Genomic DNA, 18,670 nt, shown 5'->3' on the forward strand with positions numbered 1-18,670 from the left:
ACGTAATAAGGTTTTGTGGAGAGGAAGAAATTCATAACCAAGTCCGGTGTTTTACGATTTTATCATTATCGACGAAGTTCACCATGCTCCCGTAAACAGCTATCGCTTTATTTTCGATCGCTTTGCCCCAATGGTCTTGTTAGGGTTAACTGCCACGCCGGAACGAATGGATGGAGAAGACATTCTGAAAGATTTTTGCAATACTATCGCCGCTGAGATTCGTCTTCCGGAAGCTATTAATAGAAAACTGCTTTCTCCTTTTCAATACTTCGCCGTATCTGATTCCATTGACCTATCGCAGGTTACCTGGCGAAATGGCCGTTACGACATTACTGAACTCACCAATCTATATACCGCGGAAGACAGAAGAGTATCTGAAGTATTGGAGAATTGTGAGAAGTATTTAACAGATCTCCAGGAAGTTAGAGCATTAGCATTCTGCGTTTGTCAGGCACATGCTCAATATATGGCGGAAAAATTTACACGTGCTGAATTAAAAGCTGATTATTTAACCAGCAGTAGTAGTGCGGGAGACCGGGATAGCGTTCGGCATCGGCTAAAGAGCAAAGAGATCAATTTCCTTTTTGTTGTGGATATCTTTAATGAAGGAGTGGATATTCCGGAGATAGACACCGTGCTTTTCCTCCGCCCAACGGAAAGCTTAACCATCTTCCTCCAGCAGCTAGGCAGAGGGCTACGCTTAGCGGATTCTAAGGAATGTTTAACCGTGCTCGACTTTGTAGGGAATGCCAACGAGCAATACGATTTCGAACATAAGTTTAGGGCTTTGGTTGGAAGAACTCACTCCTCCATAGAGAAAGAAATAGAAGACGAGTTTCCGCATTTACCTTTGGGCTGTTCCATCGTTCTGGAGAAAAAAGCAAAAGAAACTATTCTTCGCAATATCAGAAAAGCCATAGGTTTTAACCGGAACCAGTTGATTGCCAAAATAAGAAGCTTTAAGCTCAATTCAACTCTGTCGCTAACACTTAAAAATTTCCTGGCATTCAATCATATGGAATTAGCACTCCTGTACAAAAAGGGAAGCTGGAAAAGACTTTTAGCAGCAGCGGGTGAGATCGCTCATTTTGCGGAACCGCAAGAGAAAGAGCTAACAAAGTTTATCACTCAACGACTGCTTCAAGCGAATTCCTACAGCTATTTAACATTCATAAAGCGTGTAATCCAGGAAAACTGGGAGGTAACTAATTCAACAGCGGAGGATGAGATAATGCTGCTAATGCTTCATTACGATCTTTGGCGGGAGGCAGGGCCGAAACTTGGTTATAGAAGTGTGACTGAAAGTTTATCTGTATTCAGGCATAACCCTGTTATGTGCTCTGAGATCGAAGAACTTATCGATCTCTTAATTGACCAGATAAATTTCATAGAGAAAGAAATCACACTACCGTTTCCAACGCCTCTTAAAGTACACAGCCGTTATAATCGCGACCACGTCCTTGCTGCATTAGGACTTCACACTTTTGAAAAAGCCTCTTCCAACCGGGAAGGTGTAGCATTGAATAAAGAGTTGAACGTAGAAGCCTTGTTCATTACCCTTAAGAAATCAGAATTGAGTACTCCCCTACCACTCTATATGACGACTACGCGATAAACGAATATCTTTTCCATTGGCAATCACAAAATGCCACTTCACCCGAGTCGCCCAAGGGAATGTCTTATTTGAAACATCAAGAGATGAATAAAATCATTCTGCTTTTTGTGAGAGAACAGAATGATGACGAGTATGGGAATACCATGTCCTACGTGTTTTTAGGAGACGCCAATTTTAGAAGGTTCAGCGGCTCGAAACCTATGAATATAGAATGGGCATTAAATGAACCTATGCCGGCGTATCTGTGGAAGGATAGTGGGAAGTTGGCGTTGGGGTGAAGGGGGAGGTATTCGAGCATCAGTGGAAAACAAGATAATATACACGATCTTGCAAACCGCTTGGTAATTAGACCCGAATTGCATTAAAAAAAGGAGGGGAATTGGCCAACAATACAAAAACGAGGGCTAGAGCGAGGTGATTATTTAATCGCTGCTGAGTAATTAAAATATGGTAACCATTAAAGTAAAACAACCATTTAACTATTCTCTACTTGATTTTGAAACCACCGCAAATAGCGTTCTGTTTGAGAAGCCAAATAATAGGGTAAATTAAGTAGGTGGTATTTTTTTCCTTCGGGCGTGGTCGCTACTGTAATAGCTATTTCCCCTCCATAAAAACGTACAGCCATTTGATGTGAAACCAAATCCATATATAAATGTAAAGATTTTAGTTTTCCCTCTGTTCCCGATTTTACTTCGATTGGAATGAGTTTCCCATCAAATGGCCAAATAAAATCTACTTCGGCAGACGATGTGTTTTTTTCCCTTACCCAAAAGTTAAGACTACTCAAAGCGTTGTATTGGGAAGCCAGGAGCTCTTGTCCAACCAGGTGTTCAATCATTGTTCCCTGATATACTTTATTTAAATCAGGGGTCCCTAATATTTCTTTTTGAATACCTGCAAAGTAATTGAGCATCCCGGTATCCAGAATTTGTAAACGAGGTGATTTTTTATGGTCTGGTAGTAATGGTAGACGGGTATCTGTAGATGGGTATAGTAGCTGTATAAGTAAAGCATTTTCTAAAGTACGCAAGGCTTCACTCATATCTCTAGAGCGGTATGAGGAGTTACCAAAGCCTTCAAATTTTATTCGTTTTCCTGCTTGTGAAAACGACGCTCGTATAGCGTGCCTAATATATTGTACCTGCGAATTTGTTGCTGCATACTTCTCTACATCATCTATATAAGCTACAACAAGAGATTCGTAAATGGATTGTAAGGCGGTTAAATCTTTGCTTATGCTGTAATTATTTACTATCTCAGGCATCCCACCTATTAAAGCGTAGGTATGAAATAGTTGCAATAATTTTGTATGTGTAAATTGGGGAGCTGGGGTAGTTTCTAAATAGTTTAAAGCGGCACTTTCACCAAGGGCATCCAAAAATTCCGGAAATGATGCAGGTCGCAATACTTTGTATTCGACGCGGCCAACAGGGAAACTTATATTTCTGTTAAACAAAGTTTCGAGCATACTACCAGCAGCAATTATGGCTATATCGGGTTCCGACTCATAGAAATAGCGTAAAATATTTAATGCTTCTGGCACCTCTTGTATTTCATCTATGAAAATAAGTGTTTTTCCCTTTTTCGATAAAGTCTTATCTTTTATAAAAAATAAGGTCTGTACTAATACTTCGATAGTAGTGAATTGTTCAAAAGCTAACCTGTCATTGGCTAATTCTAGGTTGAGATAAATGTACTGTTCAAATCGTTTTGCAAATTGATTAATCATTGTTGTCTTACCAACTTGCCTTGCACCTCTAATTACCAGAGGCTTACGATCATTTTTGATTAACCAATTCTCTAATTCTATAATTATACTCCGTTTAAACATGGCACAAAATTAGGGTAAATAACTTTGTAACTTGTCACAAAATTAGGGTAAATACTACAAAGTATTGGCACAAAATTAGGGTAATTAGTTAACGCTAGCATTAGCATTCGACAGTACGACAATTATGCCATGCATGAATACCTTTTTCACTCGCAATTACAAAATGCCACTTAACCAGAATCTCCTAAAGGCCTATCATATTTAAACCATCAAGAGATCAATAAAACCATTCTGCTTTTTGTAAGAGAACAGAACGATGACGAGTATGGAAACACCATGTCGTACGTGTTCTTAGGAGACGCCAATTTCAGAAAGTCCAGCGGCTCGAGACCGATGAATATAGAATGGGAATTGAATGAACCTATGCCGGCATATTTATGGAAGGATAGCGGGAAGCTGGCGGTGGGGTAATGGGTGTCGAAAATTTCAGGCTTTAATTGAAAAATTTTATTCGATATATTTTCCTTGTCTTTGCAGATAGCACAAATGTTAACGTACTCAGGTAAAACAACATTGGGAGTAAGCCAATTGCCCGGTCTAACAAGGCCAATTCCGAGTGTTGTTCTGATAAGTAAGATTGCAGACAAGCCGTAAATTCAGTTGCTAGTTGACACATGTCACTGCTTAGTCTATTTCCAATGGCGACTGCATATAAACCATAACCGGCAACTAAAAACAGGTAAAACCAGGAGTATTTATTTCTGACATTGAAAGCTCCGAGGAGAGAAATCAGAAAAACGAGATGATCCGCAACGTATCCCGTTAACTTAAGTAATATCTCTCCTACTATAACTAAAACCAAAGTATAGATAAGTACATATTTCATTATTTATCTATATGAAATTTCTGCGATTGTTTCGATCTGCTATTTGAAGCATAAAGGGAAATTCCCTGAAGCTTATTTTCATAACTTGAATAACTCCTCCGAAGAAATCTGTTATTGAAGCAGAGGAGTCACTGAAGCCATTTGTCCCAATTACGATATTAAATGAAATAGGTTGAAAACAACTTCTTATTGTCCGGCCCTCGATATTGCTGGTTGTGATTATAAGAATTTGACTCATGATAAGGAGTGCATAAGGTGCTTATAAAAGTACAAAAATATAGAAATATAGAGGGGTGAATTTTAAGGACTGAAGATATAGTCAAAGAACCGTTATCTACCATGCTTTACAATCTTTTCTGTACATTAGACTGAGCAAATGGTGACGGCTAATACCCTTAATAATTTTCTTTCTAAACTTAAACGTTTAAATCGGGCTTCCACTCCTTACGGCAAAGCTCCGCATAAGCCCGTTCTTCTCATTTCAATTATAGATTTGATAGAACAAGGCCTAGTAACAGATAACAGGATCTACGTTACCCCGGAGCTGGTGGCAATGTTCCAGGAAAACTGGAGGCTTCTAGTTAATACACCGCATCAACCAGACTTCACGCAGCCTTTCTACTACATGCAGAGTGAGAAGATTGATGGTGAGCAGATTTGGTTTTTGCAAGCAAAGTTGGGCTACCAAATCAATGCACACATTAAAAGCGTAGTACGTCTTGCTGAAGTATTGGAATACGCTTACTTCTCCCCTACTCTATATTTATTATTATCGGATTCTGTATCCCGGAATATTATAAAAACTGTTCTCATTGACACTTATTTTCCTACTACCAGACAGCATTACATATTGAGTAAGGAAAAGGGAGAAGGCTATATCCACGACCTGGAAAATTACTTACTGAATGAACCCGAAGCGCAGTATAAAACGGTAAAAATAGAATCAGAGGAGGACCTGTATGTTAGAGGTGGAATGTTTAAGAAATTGGTACCGAGGGTATATGATTCAACGTGTAGCTTTACCGGTATGAGACTAGAATCTACTTTCGGGTACAATTTTATTGATGCTTGTCATATTGTTCCTTTTAGTATTAGCGGAGACGATAAGATAAACAATGGTATTGCTCTTTGCCCTAACCTACACCGCGCCTTCGACAGAGGCTTAGTATCAATTAATAGCTCTTATGGAATCCTTGTCTCCTCTCAGATTTCTGAAGTGGAAGCACATCCTTACAGTCTGGCTCAACTGAACGAACGAAAGATAAGACTGCCTTTTGGGCCAAGGTACTATCCTTCCCAAGAGAACTTGGAATGGCACAGGGAGAATATTTTTAAGGGGTAGTTTAAATTATGTTTACTAACGGCCGTAGATGATGAAGGTTACATGGCTTTTTTTTGAGGACGCACTTTGCGACCTCAAAAAAATTCATTAATTGCTTTCTACACGAACAAGCTTACCTTTCGTTTTGTAAAGTTTCCCATTAAATTTACATTTTTTAGGACGAGACATACTAATATTAGCATAGTTGATTTTCACATCATATATTCTCGAATTACGATAATATTAATATTCTAATCTGAACATCGAGTTTCAATGGCCAAAGCAAAAAGTAGTAAAGCAATTCCAAAAGAAATTATAGGAGCATTCTTTGTGAGAAATTCAGAGGTCATACAACAATGGCTGTCTGAGGTAACTATTAACTGCGTGGACCGGGATGGCCGTTCTCTAATATTTCAGGCTGTTCTGGTAAATTGGAAGGAGGTCCTTGAACAGCTTATTAAATATAGTCCAGACTTGAACTTGAGAGATAAATTAGGGTATACTGCACTACATTATGCTACTCAAAACTATCTTGTTGATATAGCAGGATTTCTAATTGAGAAAGGTGCTGAGGTTGACTGTAAAAGCAATTCTGGCACAACTCCTTTGTTCGTGGCTGTTGCTGAATCCAAAGGACGAGGTGATATGATAAAGCTACTCCTGGCTAAAGGTGCAGATCCGGATGCTCTTAATAATTCCGGTAACAGTCCGAGATCATTCGCTGATAAAATTGCCAACTACGATATCAAGCAGTTTTTCAGATCGTATTGACCCATTCCGGTTTCTACTATTATATACTATAAAAGAGGTTAGCGCAATACCTAAATATTCGTATCGCTTTCATGATCGGTGCCACATGCTGTTATTCCAACACTGACGCTGCCAGCGGTTTCAATATTTCTAACAGATTTAGCTAAGGAAGCTTAACTTCAACGCCCCCCTTGTCCCAGGTTTCATTGACTTTGATTGAGAAATTGGGATTACTATTCCCGGTAGATAAACAAGTAAACAGCTTTCCTTTAATCGTTATCTTCTTATTCCTGATGTAGTCGACCTTTACCTCCTTAGAAACTAATTCTTTTGCGCTCGCGTCGAAGGCTTTTATTTCGACAGCCGTTCCGGGGATGCCATCATTGGGGAGGGCATAAGTAGAGAATGTTTTATTTAGAATTCTGCGATCTCGACTACCTATGGTAAAGGTAGCGGTACGGGTTGGAACAGAACCCATAGAAATTCCATCAAGCACCATATGTACAGATCCTTCATTTTTTGTGATAATGCTTATAGAAGATACCTCGGAAGGAATTGAATCTTCTACAACCAGGTCTATTCCGGATACTATTCTATCTAAAATTACTTCCTCAACTGCGTCTTCGCTTACTTTAATCTGATCTATTTTCTTAAAAAACAGGTCGTAAGTCCGGTTTCCAGGATCTACATAATCCTGACCAATATAATTATTAGCAACATTCCAGTTGAAATTTCCGGTTGAAGCAGCAAAGGCAGCCTTGTAAGAACCAACAGGCAGTTCTACCCTAAAGGTTCCGAAATTAGGAGTGCTCTTAGTCTGGTTTATTATAGTATAAGGAGTTCCGTTGTTATCGTAAATCTTACAACTTAAATAATCAGCGAATTTTTTAACAGAATCTGCAAGAGTAGTCGCATTAGACCCAGACTTAAAATCACCAACTGATACTGCAAGATCAGATACGTTAAACGTTACAGTGGCCTTTTCTTTTTCTGTTGAAGGCTGTTCAGGTTCGTCAACAGAACACGCTGTAAATGTAAACAAGGCCAGGCATAGGGATAGTAGTTGTTTTTTCATAGGATAAGTTCAGATGTTTGGAAGTTCAAACAGCCAGATAGGGGAAATAGTTTTAGGTCTGGAAGTATAATTACTAAGGGTAAATGATTGCCATTAAACAGCACTTGTTTATGATACACCTGAAACATTAAATTTCCAGCGAAAAAGTTAACACGTTTTTTTTAACATGTTAAAAAAACAGACATTTTTTAACACGTTCTATTAACATGTTAAAAAAGCATAGAAAAATTAACACAACAACCACTGTGTAGCTGGAAAAGACTGTTAGCAGTAGCTTAATCATTGAAAAGCACAATAGTGATTTGATACAAGTTTGAGAATGCCTCTATTAGCAACTTTGTGATATCAAGTTAAAGCATTTAAAAATAATATCATGAAAGCATTAGTTTATAGAGAATTCGGAAACATTAATGTTTTGCAAATTGCAGAACAACCAAAACCTACAATTGAAAAAGACGAGGTATTAGTAAAAGTAAAAGCATTTTCTATTAATCCTTTGGATTGGAAAATAAGAAAGGGAGAAATGAAACTGATGTCGGGTTCCAAATTTCCCAGATACACCGGAACTGATTTCTCGGGTATTGTTGAAGAAGTGGGATCTACTGTTACTAATTTTAAAAAAGGCGATGAGGTTTTTGGCGTGGTCAAAAACATGAAAACAGGTGCATCAGCAGAGTATATTTCCGTGAGCTCCTCATTAGTTTGGAAGAAACCCTCTGGTATCAATTGGTTTCAGGCTGCTTCCATTCCAGTAGTTGGAACGGCTGCTGTTAACGCAATGGAAAAAATGGGTAACCTTAGCTCAGAAACTAAAGTTTTGGTGAACGGAGCAACCGGAGGTTTTGGCATGTTTTTACTTCAACTACTAAAACAACGGGGCGTTAATGTAACGGCCGTTACATCAACGCGAGGAATTGAATTTGCAAAGCAATGGGGTGCTAGTGCTCTTTTAAATTACACGAAAGACGACGTACTTTCTCAGAAGGCGACTTATGACATCGTGGTTGATCTATCCGGTAAACTAAGCTATAAAGATGCCCGCCCAATCATGAAAGCGAAAAGCTTGTTTTTGAATTCAACGCCTCAGCCTATTGAAATTCCCACTTCATTTATCAAAAACCTTTTTACCTCCAAAAAACATATTGTTATACTATCGAGCCCTTCGGCCAAAGCCACTGATATTTTGCTCAATGCTGTGAACAAGGGTTTGCAGATTGAAGTCAATAGAGTATTCTCTTTTTCCAAATACAAAGTGGCTTTTGAAAATGCTGAGAAAGGCGGATACGTTGGGAAAGTTGTCGTAGAAATGGATTAATCATTGGATACAAGACCTTCGTTTATTTTGGGCAATGATAATAAAGCAGTCGTTCTAATGAACGCCCGCTTTATTTCATTTCAAACAGCGATTAAGGCGCTAGAAACTGCCATTGCTGATTGTTTCCACCACTATAGCCCCATTGAATAATTGGGGTGTTCGCGGCAGTTGAACCGCCTGACACATCCAAAACCTGGTAATCATGCTGGAAAAACAAGGTATAATAACCACTCGCTGGCGTCCCTAAGGTAATCCTTTGATTAGCACTGCCTTGATAATCATACAATATTGTAGCGGTTCCCGGAACGTTGGATGCTCCATTTACATCAATTGATCTTCCGCTCGCGACGTTACGAATGCTATATTGCCCATTCCCTAGACTGGTAACTGTCCAACGCTGGTTATTGCCACCATTGTAGCCATATTGAATTAATGGAGTTCCATTAGCTGTTCCTCCCCCACTGGCGTCTAAGGCAAGCCCGGTGGCTCGGTTTATTATTCGGTAAGTTCCATTTGAAAGAGAACCGCTGGCTGGATTAATAGCCGGAGTATATTGTAACATAGCAACCGCACTGGCAAATGTTGCCGCCCTAGCAGTACCATCTAAGGGACTCGCGGCGTTCCAACCATTCCAGGTAATACTATAGTCCGTTCTGCGATTCCTCCAAATGGCGTTCGCATTGTTATTCATAAAGTTATAATACCTGTTCCAGTATTGCGGGTTCCACCTGCAAAGGTGTCCGACCCCCCGTGCAAACTCATCTCCCCAGGTGATCAGATGAGTTGCAGTATTACTGATAATACCTCCAGGTGCCAGGTTCCCCCCATTATTCATAACATAATCCGCAGCTTGCTGGGCATCAGCCAGAACAGTAGCATTACCGGTGATCCGATGAAGATGTGCTGCGAAATCAATGAATGTGCCTTGATTATAAACTGCAGGTCCATAAGAAATAGCATTATCCCTGTAAATACCACGATAAACTTCACCTGTGCTTGCATTGTAAATGCGTGAACGTGACCAGTCGTAAATTCGCTGAGCTTTGGTGCGATAATCAGTGTTTCCGGTCACCTGATAAAGGATACAACCAAGCTTACCTGTTGTATTGTTAGACAAAGCCTCTTTAATAATTTCCGTAACGCCAGGGTAATTAGGCTGTTGCTCCCAGATTCCGCCTCCATTATACTGGGTATCCCAACCTCTGTTATAAACGAAATTGAAGCAATACTCTGCCTGGGTGCGAAGCTCGGGAGTCCCGGTTATTTGATAACCTCTCGCAAGCATAAGACCAACCCAGGCTACATCATCATTCCATCCATCCCAATCGAATGGAGGTGGGTGTATCCTAAGATAGCTGGTACAAAGGTTATTCACCAACGTCCTGTTAGCCGCAGTTCCACTCCTTTCATAAGCATCTTCAGCTACCATAATATCAAGAGCCAGCTCCCAGAAGTTGTCTGGATTTCCATTATTGAAGGCATACTTATAAAAGGTATTTCCACCTGAGTTGACGAGAAATGCGCTGTTATAAGCATTGAACATCGTCTCCGCATCACTGGAAGCAACACTGATACTGGCACCTGCTTTTGATTTACCTGAAGCTTCTTCAGGAATCGCCTGTTCGGGTTGCGTCTTTTTACAGGCGGACACCAGGAAAACCGCAAGTGCAGCGATTTGCAGCAGGCATCGTAAAGCACGGGGCTTTTTTAAATAAATCTCTTTCATCGATTTAGTGAATAAATAATTAGTTAGAAAATTGATTAATTGAATGAGACACAAAGTAAATTAGGGATGCGCCCTGCGAGTGAGCCTTTTCGTACATCTTTTTTGATCTTTTGTACAGAAAGAGATTATAAATTAACACCTGATCATTTCATAAAACTGTTGCTTTCCAGTGATTGCAATACAGGTGATGTACATAGTCATCGATCTGGAAAAAAAAGATAGAAATACCCGGTTCTACTGAAAAAGAACTTATTGTCAAAAAAAATGTACGTTTAGGCAAACAGGATAATTGAATAGAATTTACACAAATCTGAATGCCTAAAAAAGCCTCCAATTTTCTTTAATTTTATGCCTAAACGCCCCTTTCAGGCTTGATTCTGGCAAATATTTTATCGAACTTCGCTTAGGTCGTTACCACCAAAATAACCATAAGGGGAACTGATTATTAGTCTGCAGAAATGCGGCTCCGGCCCACTATCCGAACCAATTAAAATTACTACAATAATATTCGATGGACATCAAAGATCTGTTTAAACTAATAACAGGCCGGCTTCTTAAGCTATTACTATTTTTTTTCCTTGGATTTCTTGCTCATTCCTCTGCTTTCGCACAGGACCCATCCTTCCCTTTTAAATTCAATCACCTTACTGTTGATGAAGGGCTCTCGCACACGGATGCAAATGACATTGTACAAGATAAGCATGGCTTTATTTGGGTTGCAACCTATTTTGGAATTAGCAGATATGACGGGTATTCCATCAAACGATACTACAATGAAAATGTTCCTGCGAACAATGCCTTTAAAAATCGTGTAAGAAGTATTACGGCTGATGAGGAAGGTAGAATTTGGCTGGGAACCGAAGATGGATTGCAGTGTTTCAACCCAAGGACAGAAAAGTACCTTGATTTCCCTAAACTTCAAAAATATGTTACTCCCCCCTTTTCGAAACTTCTTAGGCCCGACGGGAATCTCTTATATGGCCTTACCGGAGGTATATTAAAAATGTATTCTGTTGAAGGAGAAAATGTAAGGGAGGAAGCTGTAAAAATTCCCATCGGAGTAGAGTTTTCAGACCTTGTCAGCAATAAAAATGGAATTCTCTACCTGAGTAGCAATAAGGGTTTATGGTCTTTAGGTAAAGACAAAAAGTTCACTTTTATACCAGTAACTGGTCTTACTGATCTTAATTTATCAAGGCTATATTTTGATAAGCAGTTAAACCTACTCATCGCGACAGAGAAAAAGCTCATGCTGCTAACTAAACCCCTGCAAAATACCCCATTGCAGAAATTAGCTGTGTCTAAATCCTACCAGGTACCAGAGGATATTCGTATTCGTGATATTATGGAAGGCGGCGGCGGGGATTATTGGCTCAATGGCAGTTCAGGTTTGCTCCGGTTAAGCCATAATTTGCAGTTTATTCAGAGACTTGACAATCGGAGTACAGAACAGAGCTTGACTTCGAAATCATTGGGCCGTTGTATTGTCGACCGTTCAGAGTGCTTGTGGGTATGTTCCTTTGGCGGTGGTGTGAGTTATTGCGATTTGAATCAGAAACTGTTTTATACCATTAAAAATAACCCAGGTATCCCGAATTCGCTTTCGGGCAACCATGTTCGATCTCTTTTGGAAGATGGGGATAAATTATGGATTGGCACTACTGCAAATGGCTTAAACCAGTATGATTTAAAAACGAAAAAATACACTTACTACAATACGTATAACTCTCCTGTTAGATTAAAACACGATGAAATAGCCTCCCTGACGTTAGATAATGATTTCAACTTATGGATTGGCAATGGCCAGGGTATAGAAATATTAAAACGAGGAGGGAGGGAATTATGGAAGCCTGCAGGATACGAGCATTTTCCAAAGTATGTTATTGAAACACTGGTTAAAGATTGCTACGGCAATATCTGGTTCGGTAATCACATGAACAATTTTGGTGTGATCTGGAAGGATGCCTCTAACACCTATAACGTTCGATACTACGATGAGGGGTATTTCATCCAGGCCGACAGTAAAACACCACAATTATTCATATCAAGTACAAAGGGATTAAAACGTGTAATAATAGATAATAGAGGTAATATTTTAAAAACGTTTCATTATAAGGCATCCTCAAAACCCAACTCTTTAACCTCCGATTATACCTACCCTGTTTGCAAACAGAATGATAGCATTTATTGGGTCGGGACTATTGGAGGAGGATTGAACAAACTCGCTCTAAACCTGAAAACAAATGCGTTTACTATTACACCATATACTGATCGCTACGGAGTGTTCAAGGATGTGGAAAGTATGGAAATTGATAATGCCGGCAATGTGTGGATGGGCGGTAACGGACTTGAACGCCTGGATCCTAAAACTGGTAAATTAATTCGTTACGACAAAAACGACGGGCTTCAGGGAAACAGTTTTAAAGTTGGTTCCTCTTATAAAGGTGCCAGTGGGCGACTATATTTTGGAGGCATTAGTGGGCTTAATTATTTCTATCCGGAGCAAATAAAATCAAGCCGTGTTGCAGCCTATCCTGTCTTAACAGATATCCTCATCAATAATCAGAAACCGGAATACGGAGAACAGAAATCTTCCAGGAATATCATTGCAGAAGCTATTAGCTATACGAAAGAGCTTAGGTTGAGTTATCTCCAAAATAACTTTCTGATTTCATTTTCTGCGATGAATTATGCTAACCCCTTGAAATGCAAGTACCGTTACAAACTGTTGGGATTTGATAAAGAATGGCGCTTTACCGATGGAACAAATGCAAAAGCTGCTTATAGCAACCTTGATTATAAAACGTACAGATTTATTGTCCAAGCTACGAATATCGATGGCATTTGGAGTGCAAATGAAGCACACTTGGATATTACTATCACACCGCCATGGTGGAAATCGACTCTTGCCAAAATCTTATATAGCTTACTTATCCTTTCAGGCCTGGCAGGAGTATATATCTATCAGGCCAGATGGTACCGCTTGAAGCGGGAGATTGAAGTCAGGGCTATCAATGAAAGAAAGAGAAACGAAATGCACCAGCAAAGGACTGAGCTATATCAACAGCAGCTACAGTTTTTCACTAATATATCGCATGAATTTCGCACGCCTTTGACTTTAATATTGGGTCCGTTGGAAAATCTGATGAGTCAGAATAATAACCCGGCTTTAAGTAACTCCTATCAACTTATGCTAAGGAATACCAGGCGTTTGATGAATCTGGTGAGCGAATTGATGAATTTTAAGAAGGCTGCTGATGATATTATCAAGTTACAGGTTCAGCCCCTGGCTATTAGTCAATTTTGTAAAGAACTCATCACCGACTTTCAGGATCTATCGGAGGGGAAAGACATTAGCTTTAAATTAATCGATCATACGGGAGCAAGTAATGAAGAACTGACCAATTATTTTGACGTTCAAATCCTCGAAAAAATTCTTCTAAACCTATTAAATAATGGTTTTAAATATACAGAACCAGGTGGCGAGGTCTCCTTGGAGATATTCTTTAACCTGGAAGAATTCAAGCCATCATTCCAGCATGAATTTCAGCTTCTAAATAAAGACTTCCGCTCTCAGAAATACCTCTACTTCGGCGTTTCCGATACAGGGATCGGAATTTCCGGCGAGTCCATCCATAAAATTTTCGACCGGTATTACAGGGTAAGTAAAGATCACCTGGGCTCTGGAGTTGGGCTGGCACTGGTTAGAAGTTTAACACAAATACATAAAGGTAATATTTATGTTTATAGTGAGCGTTATAAAGGGACGGAGATCATTATAGGCCTTCCCTGGGGAGAAGAAAATTATGCTGAAGCTGAAAAAGTTGCTCCCGGAACGGAGTTTGAGCCCAAACTCGAAGAGGTTGATAATTCCATTCTATTACCTCTAAGGCTTGCCGGGATTGATACTGATGAGGACGTAAAACATGTGAAGCGGATCTTGCTGGTGGATGATAACAGCGAACTACGATCCTTTTTAAAAGAGAGCTTTGAAAAGCATTATCTTATCTATGAAGCAGCTGATGGGAAAGAGGCCCTTGAAATTGCAGCAGAAAAAATGCCGGACCTGATAATTAGTGACGTGATGATGCCAGTTATGGACGGAATTGAATTCTGTAAACGGGTAAAAGAACAATTCGAAACAAGCCATATCCCCTTCATTATACTTTCCGCTAAGGATACCTTAGACTCGAAACTGGAGGGAATGGGATCAGGGGCAGATTATTATTTCGGGAAACCTCTAAGCATGGAACTGCTGCAATTAACGGTTCAAAACATATTTGAGCAAAGTGAGAAACTTAAACAGCGATATACCAGTGATTATCTGGTAGAGGTTACGGAGCTGGTACATAACGAAAAAGACAAAGAGTTCCTTCAAAAACTCTTGGATGTTATAGAAGAAAATATTCAGGATCCAAACCTTGATGTAGACTTCTTGTGTCAACATTTATACATCAGCCGCACCAAACTTTATCAAAAAATCAAGAGCGTTTCAGACCAATCGGTAGGTGAGTTTATAAGAACTATCCGCCTAAAGAAGGCGATTCAAATCATGACGCATGAAGATGTGACAATGAATGAGGTAGTAGACCGTATTGGATTACAAAGCAGTTCAAATTTTTCAAGGGCATTTAAAAAGGAATATGGAAAATCGCCCTTACAGTATATCAAATCATTAAAGAAGTAGGAGCTAGCCTACTTCTTTAATGATTTGCGGAAGCTTCATACTAAAATCTACTTATTCCCCGTCAACAAAATCTTATAAGTGAATTCCGTTGGCTTTGAATGTACCATGTAAGGTTCCAGAGGACGTGGCCCGCAGCCTGTTGAGCCAACCCCTAATGTTTTATGACTTATACACAGAACAGTACTGTTGCTTTTTGGAAGATGAATCCGGTATTCCACCTTTTCCAGTTCCTCATCACTGTATGGAAGGGCCGAAACTTGAAGAAGATCATTCTCCCTTCTGACGGATAATCCGCTTCCCTTTTCAGAACTTAGGTTTGCCCAACGCACATCCTCATGATTCCCTGCTTCCATAGGCTTTTCGTATGGTGTTAGCTGGGCCGCAACACTGCTAAAATAGTGGCCTACATCTGACCCACTTTTCCTGTCAGGATAATTTTCCATAGGACCTCTTCCCAGATAGTCGAAACGCTCCAGGTCTTTATTCAGAAACATCCTTACTCCTATTCTTCCTACTATAAGGTCAGGGCCACTAAAGTTTACGTTATTTTTTGCATTAATTGATCCATCAGCTGAAACGGTATAAACTACGTCGTGTTTAACTTTAAATCCTTCCTTTCCGCTCCCGGTTAAACTTGCTTTGATTTCTACAGTATTTTCCCTTGGCTGATCAAACTGCACATCCTCAACTTTCCAGCTTAATGATCTTAGACCTTTTTTGTTCCAATCCTCATAAGCCCACATATCATCAATTTGGTGAGGCGCTCTCCAAAGGTGAAGGATAGGACCTCCATTATCTTTTAACACGCTCACTCCCCTTTTTTCCATTTTGGAAAAAGTCCCTCTTGTTTTATCAAACTCGATATTAAAGTCGGAACCCTTGATTTGTATGCTGTTGCTGTTGCTGGTTAATACCAGTTTACCTCCCTCACTGTTCACCTTAACAATTGATGTATTAACCGGAATTTCAAATTGCTGCCAGGCAATTTCGTAACCCTTTTTTGCCCATAACTGATCCGACGCAAGTTCAAAAGATATTTTCAGGAAATACTCCGCACCTGCCTTAGGAGTAAGTTTGAAAGGAACATCTATTTCCTTTTCACTGCCTGGAGCCAAATCTACTTTTGGCAATGATCCTGTAGAAACTATCGTCCCGTTCTCAGAAAGTTGCCACTTTCCAATTAATTTATTGAGGTTGGTGAAGTGATACCGGTTCTTAAGGATGATCTTTTTGCTTTCCAGATCTTTATTTTGAATAGTGATCCATTGATAAGCATGTTTAAGTTCAGGGAAATGGGGCTTAGGTGAACGGTCAGAAAACACCACTCCTTTGTGAATATAATAATGATCATTAGGGTATTCACCAAATCCTCCACCAAAGGCTGTTATAGGATGTTTAGGATCGCGGTTATTATAAATTCCCTGGTCCTGCCACTCCCATATTGCTCCACCAAGCAGTGATGGATATTTATCAAATAGATCATTGTAAACGTCTACCGAACCCATTGAATTAAACATTGCATGGGCATATTCACATAAATAGAATGGCTTGGTTAAAGATGGATTCATGGCCTGATCTTTTAATTCAGGAGTTTGAGTATACATCCGGCTATCAATATCAGCAGGATTAACCTCTCCTACTCCAAAGCCTTCATAATGTGTTGGTCTGTCTGGGTCAATAGCTTTAATTGCCTTTAAAGCAGCTCTGAAGTTTGTACCACCAGATCCATTTTCATTACCTAATGACCAGACTAAAACCGAGGGGTGATTTTTAAAATTCTCTACGTTAGCTACATTTCTGTCGGTGATGGCGGCTTTAATAGTAGGTTCCTCATTAAATTGGTTTTGAACATCATGACATTCCACATTCGCCTCTGCCACTAAATAGATCCCATATTCGTCACATAGTTCATACCACCTTGGATCGTTAGAATAATGAGAAGTACGAACGTGGTTACTGTTTGTTTGCTTAATCAATTCCAGGTCCTTTATCATCTGATCTTCTGTTACCGCATGACCTACATCCGGCCAATTCTCATGTCGATTAACTCCTTTCAATTTAATCGGTACTCCATTGACCAGGAATAACCTGCCTTTAATTTCAATTTCACGGAAACCGGTGCGGGAAGACAAGGTTTCGATGGTTTTCGTTCCATCGTTTAAGGTTAGAACAGAGGTATACAGATCAGGCGTTTCGGCAGTCCATTTTTGCGGATCTGCTACTAGAAATGAAATATTTACAGTAACCTCTTCGCCTGGTTCTAAGGCAGGTACCGCTTTTTTGCCAACTGCTCCTGGTACTACCACGGTGCCTTTATACAAAGCAATATTCAGTGTCCTTGCTTTAACTGCAGTGCTACCATAATTTTTAACCTTTGCGCTTAGGTTGAGGGTTGCATTCTTATAGTTATTATCCAGATCAGTTTTAATAAAATAATCCCGGATATGCTGCACAGGAGCACTCCATAAGGTAACATTTCTAAAGATGCCACTTAGCCGCCACATATCCTGGTTCTCGAGGTAGCTGCCGCTAGTGTAGCGGTATACTTCTACAGCCAGCGTATTTTTCCCTGGCTTTACATACTTTGTCAGATCGAACTCCGCTGCATTACGGCTGTTTACACTGTAGCCAACCTTTTTACCGTTCACCCAAACAAAAAAGCCTGCGTCAACACCATCAAAACTGATAAAGATTCTGCGGCCGTTCCAATTAGCAGGTACCGTAAAATCACGGCGGTAACTACCCACAGGATTTCTTTCTAGATAAGAAGTATATTTCTCAGAAGGTGTTCCCATCACTTTGGGGAAGTCTTTGTGAAAGATGTAGGTAAAGTTGCTGTAATTTGGGGTTCCATACCCATGTATTTGCCAGTTAGATGGCACTTTAATCTCTTTCCATCCTGAAACATCATATTCGGGCTTATAAAAGTTGACCGGCCTTTTCTGTGGCCAATCGACCCAGTTAAACTTCCAATTACCGTTTAAGCTCATAGCGTAGGAAGATGCATGTCGCTTTGCCACCAGGGCTTCTTTTAATGAAGCATAAGGCATTAGTGAGGCATGATGGGCCTCGCGATTAATGCCAATACATTCGGGATCTTCAATTTCCCTGGGAACTGTTGCTGTATCTGATTTGGATAAGGTTGCGGTTTGTGCCCTAATACCTATGGTTCCCCAAAAAACAAAGATGCAGGTCAATGAAAATCTAAAGATCTCCTTTCGAAAAATAGTTGAAATCATATAATCTTTATACTAAGGTTTGTTTGCGAACGTAATGTTCCCCTTTCAGTGGTACAAATATGAGTTGCAACTGAACCTTCTGATTTGCCTCAAAATACATATTTATTGACGTAGAGTACGAAAAGAGGTCAGCAACTTCAATTACTGCTCGAATGTAAAAGTTGAAGGTGGAAGTCCTTCTTTATTAAACAAACTTGCTACACACCTACCCTTTCATTCATTTTTTTGACATATCGTCCATTAAAACTCCTTTTAAACAACTGAACAAGCATTTCAAGTCCT

At 39.8% G+C, this 18,670-nt stretch carries 12 protein-coding genes and 1 pseudogene; 7 read left to right on the plus strand and 6 right to left on the minus strand.

Going from position 1 to position 18,670, the window contains the following annotated elements; all coding sequences use genetic code 11:
* Positions 1-46 precede the first annotated feature (46 nt).
* Both J4N24_RS19035 and J4N24_RS19040 read left to right on the plus strand, forming a co-directional pair.
* Positions 47-1,615, plus strand: a complete 1,569-nt coding sequence (locus tag J4N24_RS19035; RefSeq protein ID WP_207535320.1) for a helicase-related protein — start codon at positions 47-49, stop codon at positions 1,613-1,615.
* Positions 1,612-1,893, plus strand: a complete 282-nt coding sequence (locus J4N24_RS19040) for a DUF3427 domain-containing protein (protein WP_369806245.1) — start codon at positions 1,612-1,614, stop codon at positions 1,891-1,893. The genes J4N24_RS19035 and J4N24_RS19040 overlap by 4 nt, the downstream gene beginning before the upstream one ends.
* 197 nt (positions 1,894-2,090) lie before the next feature.
* Here the strand turns inward: J4N24_RS19040 and J4N24_RS19045 are convergent, their stop codons facing one another.
* Positions 2,091-3,449: an ATP-binding protein gene (locus tag J4N24_RS19045; RefSeq protein ID WP_207535321.1), complete on the minus strand. Its 1,359-nt coding sequence runs from the start codon at positions 3,447-3,449 to the stop codon at positions 2,091-2,093.
* A 189-nt stretch (positions 3,450-3,638) separates the two neighbouring features.
* Here J4N24_RS19045 and J4N24_RS19050 point away from each other — a divergent pair.
* Positions 3,639-3,860: pseudogene (locus J4N24_RS19050) on the plus strand (DUF3427 domain-containing protein); the annotation flags it as partial.
* A gap of 22 nt (positions 3,861-3,882) precedes the next feature.
* Here the strand turns inward: J4N24_RS19050 and J4N24_RS19055 are convergent.
* Positions 3,883-4,275, minus strand: coding sequence for a hypothetical protein (locus J4N24_RS19055; RefSeq protein ID WP_207535322.1), 393 nt, complete (start codon positions 4,273-4,275; stop codon positions 3,883-3,885).
* 7 nt (positions 4,276-4,282) lie between these two features.
* A complete protein-coding gene (locus J4N24_RS25925; RefSeq protein WP_207535323.1) occupies positions 4,283-4,513 on the minus strand; it encodes a heavy metal-binding domain-containing protein in 231 nt (76 codons plus the stop codon).
* A 138-nt stretch (positions 4,514-4,651) separates the two neighbouring features.
* Here J4N24_RS25925 and J4N24_RS19065 point away from each other — a divergent pair, with 138 nt between their 5' ends.
* Complete coding sequence (locus J4N24_RS19065; RefSeq protein WP_207535324.1) at positions 4,652-5,617, plus strand: HNH endonuclease; 966 nt, start codon at positions 4,652-4,654, stop codon at positions 5,615-5,617.
* Positions 5,618-5,869: 252 nt separating this feature from the next.
* Positions 5,870-6,367, plus strand: a complete 498-nt coding sequence (locus tag J4N24_RS19070) for an ankyrin repeat domain-containing protein (RefSeq protein ID WP_207535325.1) — start codon at positions 5,870-5,872, stop codon at positions 6,365-6,367.
* A 142-nt stretch (positions 6,368-6,509) separates the two neighbouring features.
* Here the strand turns inward: J4N24_RS19070 and J4N24_RS19075 are convergent, their stop codons facing one another.
* Positions 6,510-7,421, minus strand: coding sequence for a hypothetical protein (locus J4N24_RS19075; RefSeq protein ID WP_207535326.1), 912 nt, complete (start codon positions 7,419-7,421; stop codon positions 6,510-6,512).
* 373 nt (positions 7,422-7,794) lie between these two features.
* On the opposite strand from J4N24_RS19075, the gene J4N24_RS19080 reads away from it, so the two are divergent.
* Complete coding sequence (locus J4N24_RS19080; RefSeq protein ID WP_207535327.1) at positions 7,795-8,736, plus strand: NAD(P)-dependent alcohol dehydrogenase; 942 nt, start codon at positions 7,795-7,797, stop codon at positions 8,734-8,736.
* Between the two features lie 91 nt (positions 8,737-8,827).
* Here J4N24_RS19080 and J4N24_RS19085 read toward each other — a convergent pair whose 3' ends face one another.
* Positions 8,828-10,462, minus strand: a complete 1,635-nt coding sequence (locus tag J4N24_RS19085; protein WP_207535328.1) for an RICIN domain-containing protein — start codon at positions 10,460-10,462, stop codon at positions 8,828-8,830.
* Between the two features lie 511 nt (positions 10,463-10,973).
* On the opposite strand from J4N24_RS19085, the gene J4N24_RS19090 reads away from it, so the two are divergent.
* A complete protein-coding gene (locus J4N24_RS19090) occupies positions 10,974-15,149 on the plus strand; it encodes a hybrid sensor histidine kinase/response regulator transcription factor (protein WP_207535329.1) in 4,176 nt (1,391 codons plus the stop codon).
* Positions 15,150-15,196: 47 nt separating this feature from the next.
* Here the strand turns inward: J4N24_RS19090 and J4N24_RS19095 are convergent, their stop codons facing one another.
* Positions 15,197-18,388 carry a glycoside hydrolase family 2 TIM barrel-domain containing protein gene (locus J4N24_RS19095; RefSeq protein ID WP_207535330.1) on the minus strand — a complete coding sequence of 1,064 codons (3,192 nt, stop codon included), beginning with the start codon at positions 18,386-18,388 and terminating at the stop codon, positions 15,197-15,199.
* Between the last annotated feature and the right edge of the window lie 282 nt (positions 18,389-18,670).

It is taken from the genome of Desertivirga arenae (assembly GCF_017355785.1).
In the GTDB taxonomy this organism is placed as follows: Bacteria; Bacteroidota; Bacteroidia; order Sphingobacteriales; family Sphingobacteriaceae; genus Desertivirga; species Desertivirga arenae.

Excerpts from the sequence above, each read along its gene's own strand:
- J4N24_RS19070 (WP_207535325.1), top strand. The coding sequence starts at position 5,870 with ATGGCCAAAGCAAAAAGTAGTAAAGCAATTCCAAAAGAAATTATAGGA.
- J4N24_RS19075 (WP_207535326.1), bottom strand. The coding sequence starts at position 7,421 with ATGAAAAAACAACTACTATCCCTATGCCTGGCCTTGTTTACATTTACA.
- J4N24_RS19065 (WP_207535324.1), top strand. The coding sequence starts at position 4,652 with ATGGTGACGGCTAATACCCTTAATAATTTTCTTTCTAAACTTAAACGT.
- J4N24_RS19055 (WP_207535322.1), bottom strand. The coding sequence starts at position 4,275 with ATGAAATATGTACTTATCTATACTTTGGTTTTAGTTATAGTAGGAGAG.
- J4N24_RS19045 (WP_207535321.1), bottom strand. The coding sequence starts at position 3,449 with ATGTTTAAACGGAGTATAATTATAGAATTAGAGAATTGGTTAATCAAA.
- J4N24_RS19090 (WP_207535329.1), top strand. The coding sequence starts at position 10,974 with ATGGACATCAAAGATCTGTTTAAACTAATAACAGGCCGGCTTCTTAAG.
- J4N24_RS19085 (WP_207535328.1), bottom strand. The coding sequence starts at position 10,462 with ATGAAAGAGATTTATTTAAAAAAGCCCCGTGCTTTACGATGCCTGCTG.
- J4N24_RS25925 (WP_207535323.1), bottom strand. The coding sequence starts at position 4,513 with ATGAGTCAAATTCTTATAATCACAACCAGCAATATCGAGGGCCGGACA.
- J4N24_RS19095 (WP_207535330.1), bottom strand. The coding sequence starts at position 18,388 with ATGATTTCAACTATTTTTCGAAAGGAGATCTTTAGATTTTCATTGACC.
- J4N24_RS19080 (WP_207535327.1), top strand. The coding sequence starts at position 7,795 with ATGAAAGCATTAGTTTATAGAGAATTCGGAAACATTAATGTTTTGCAA.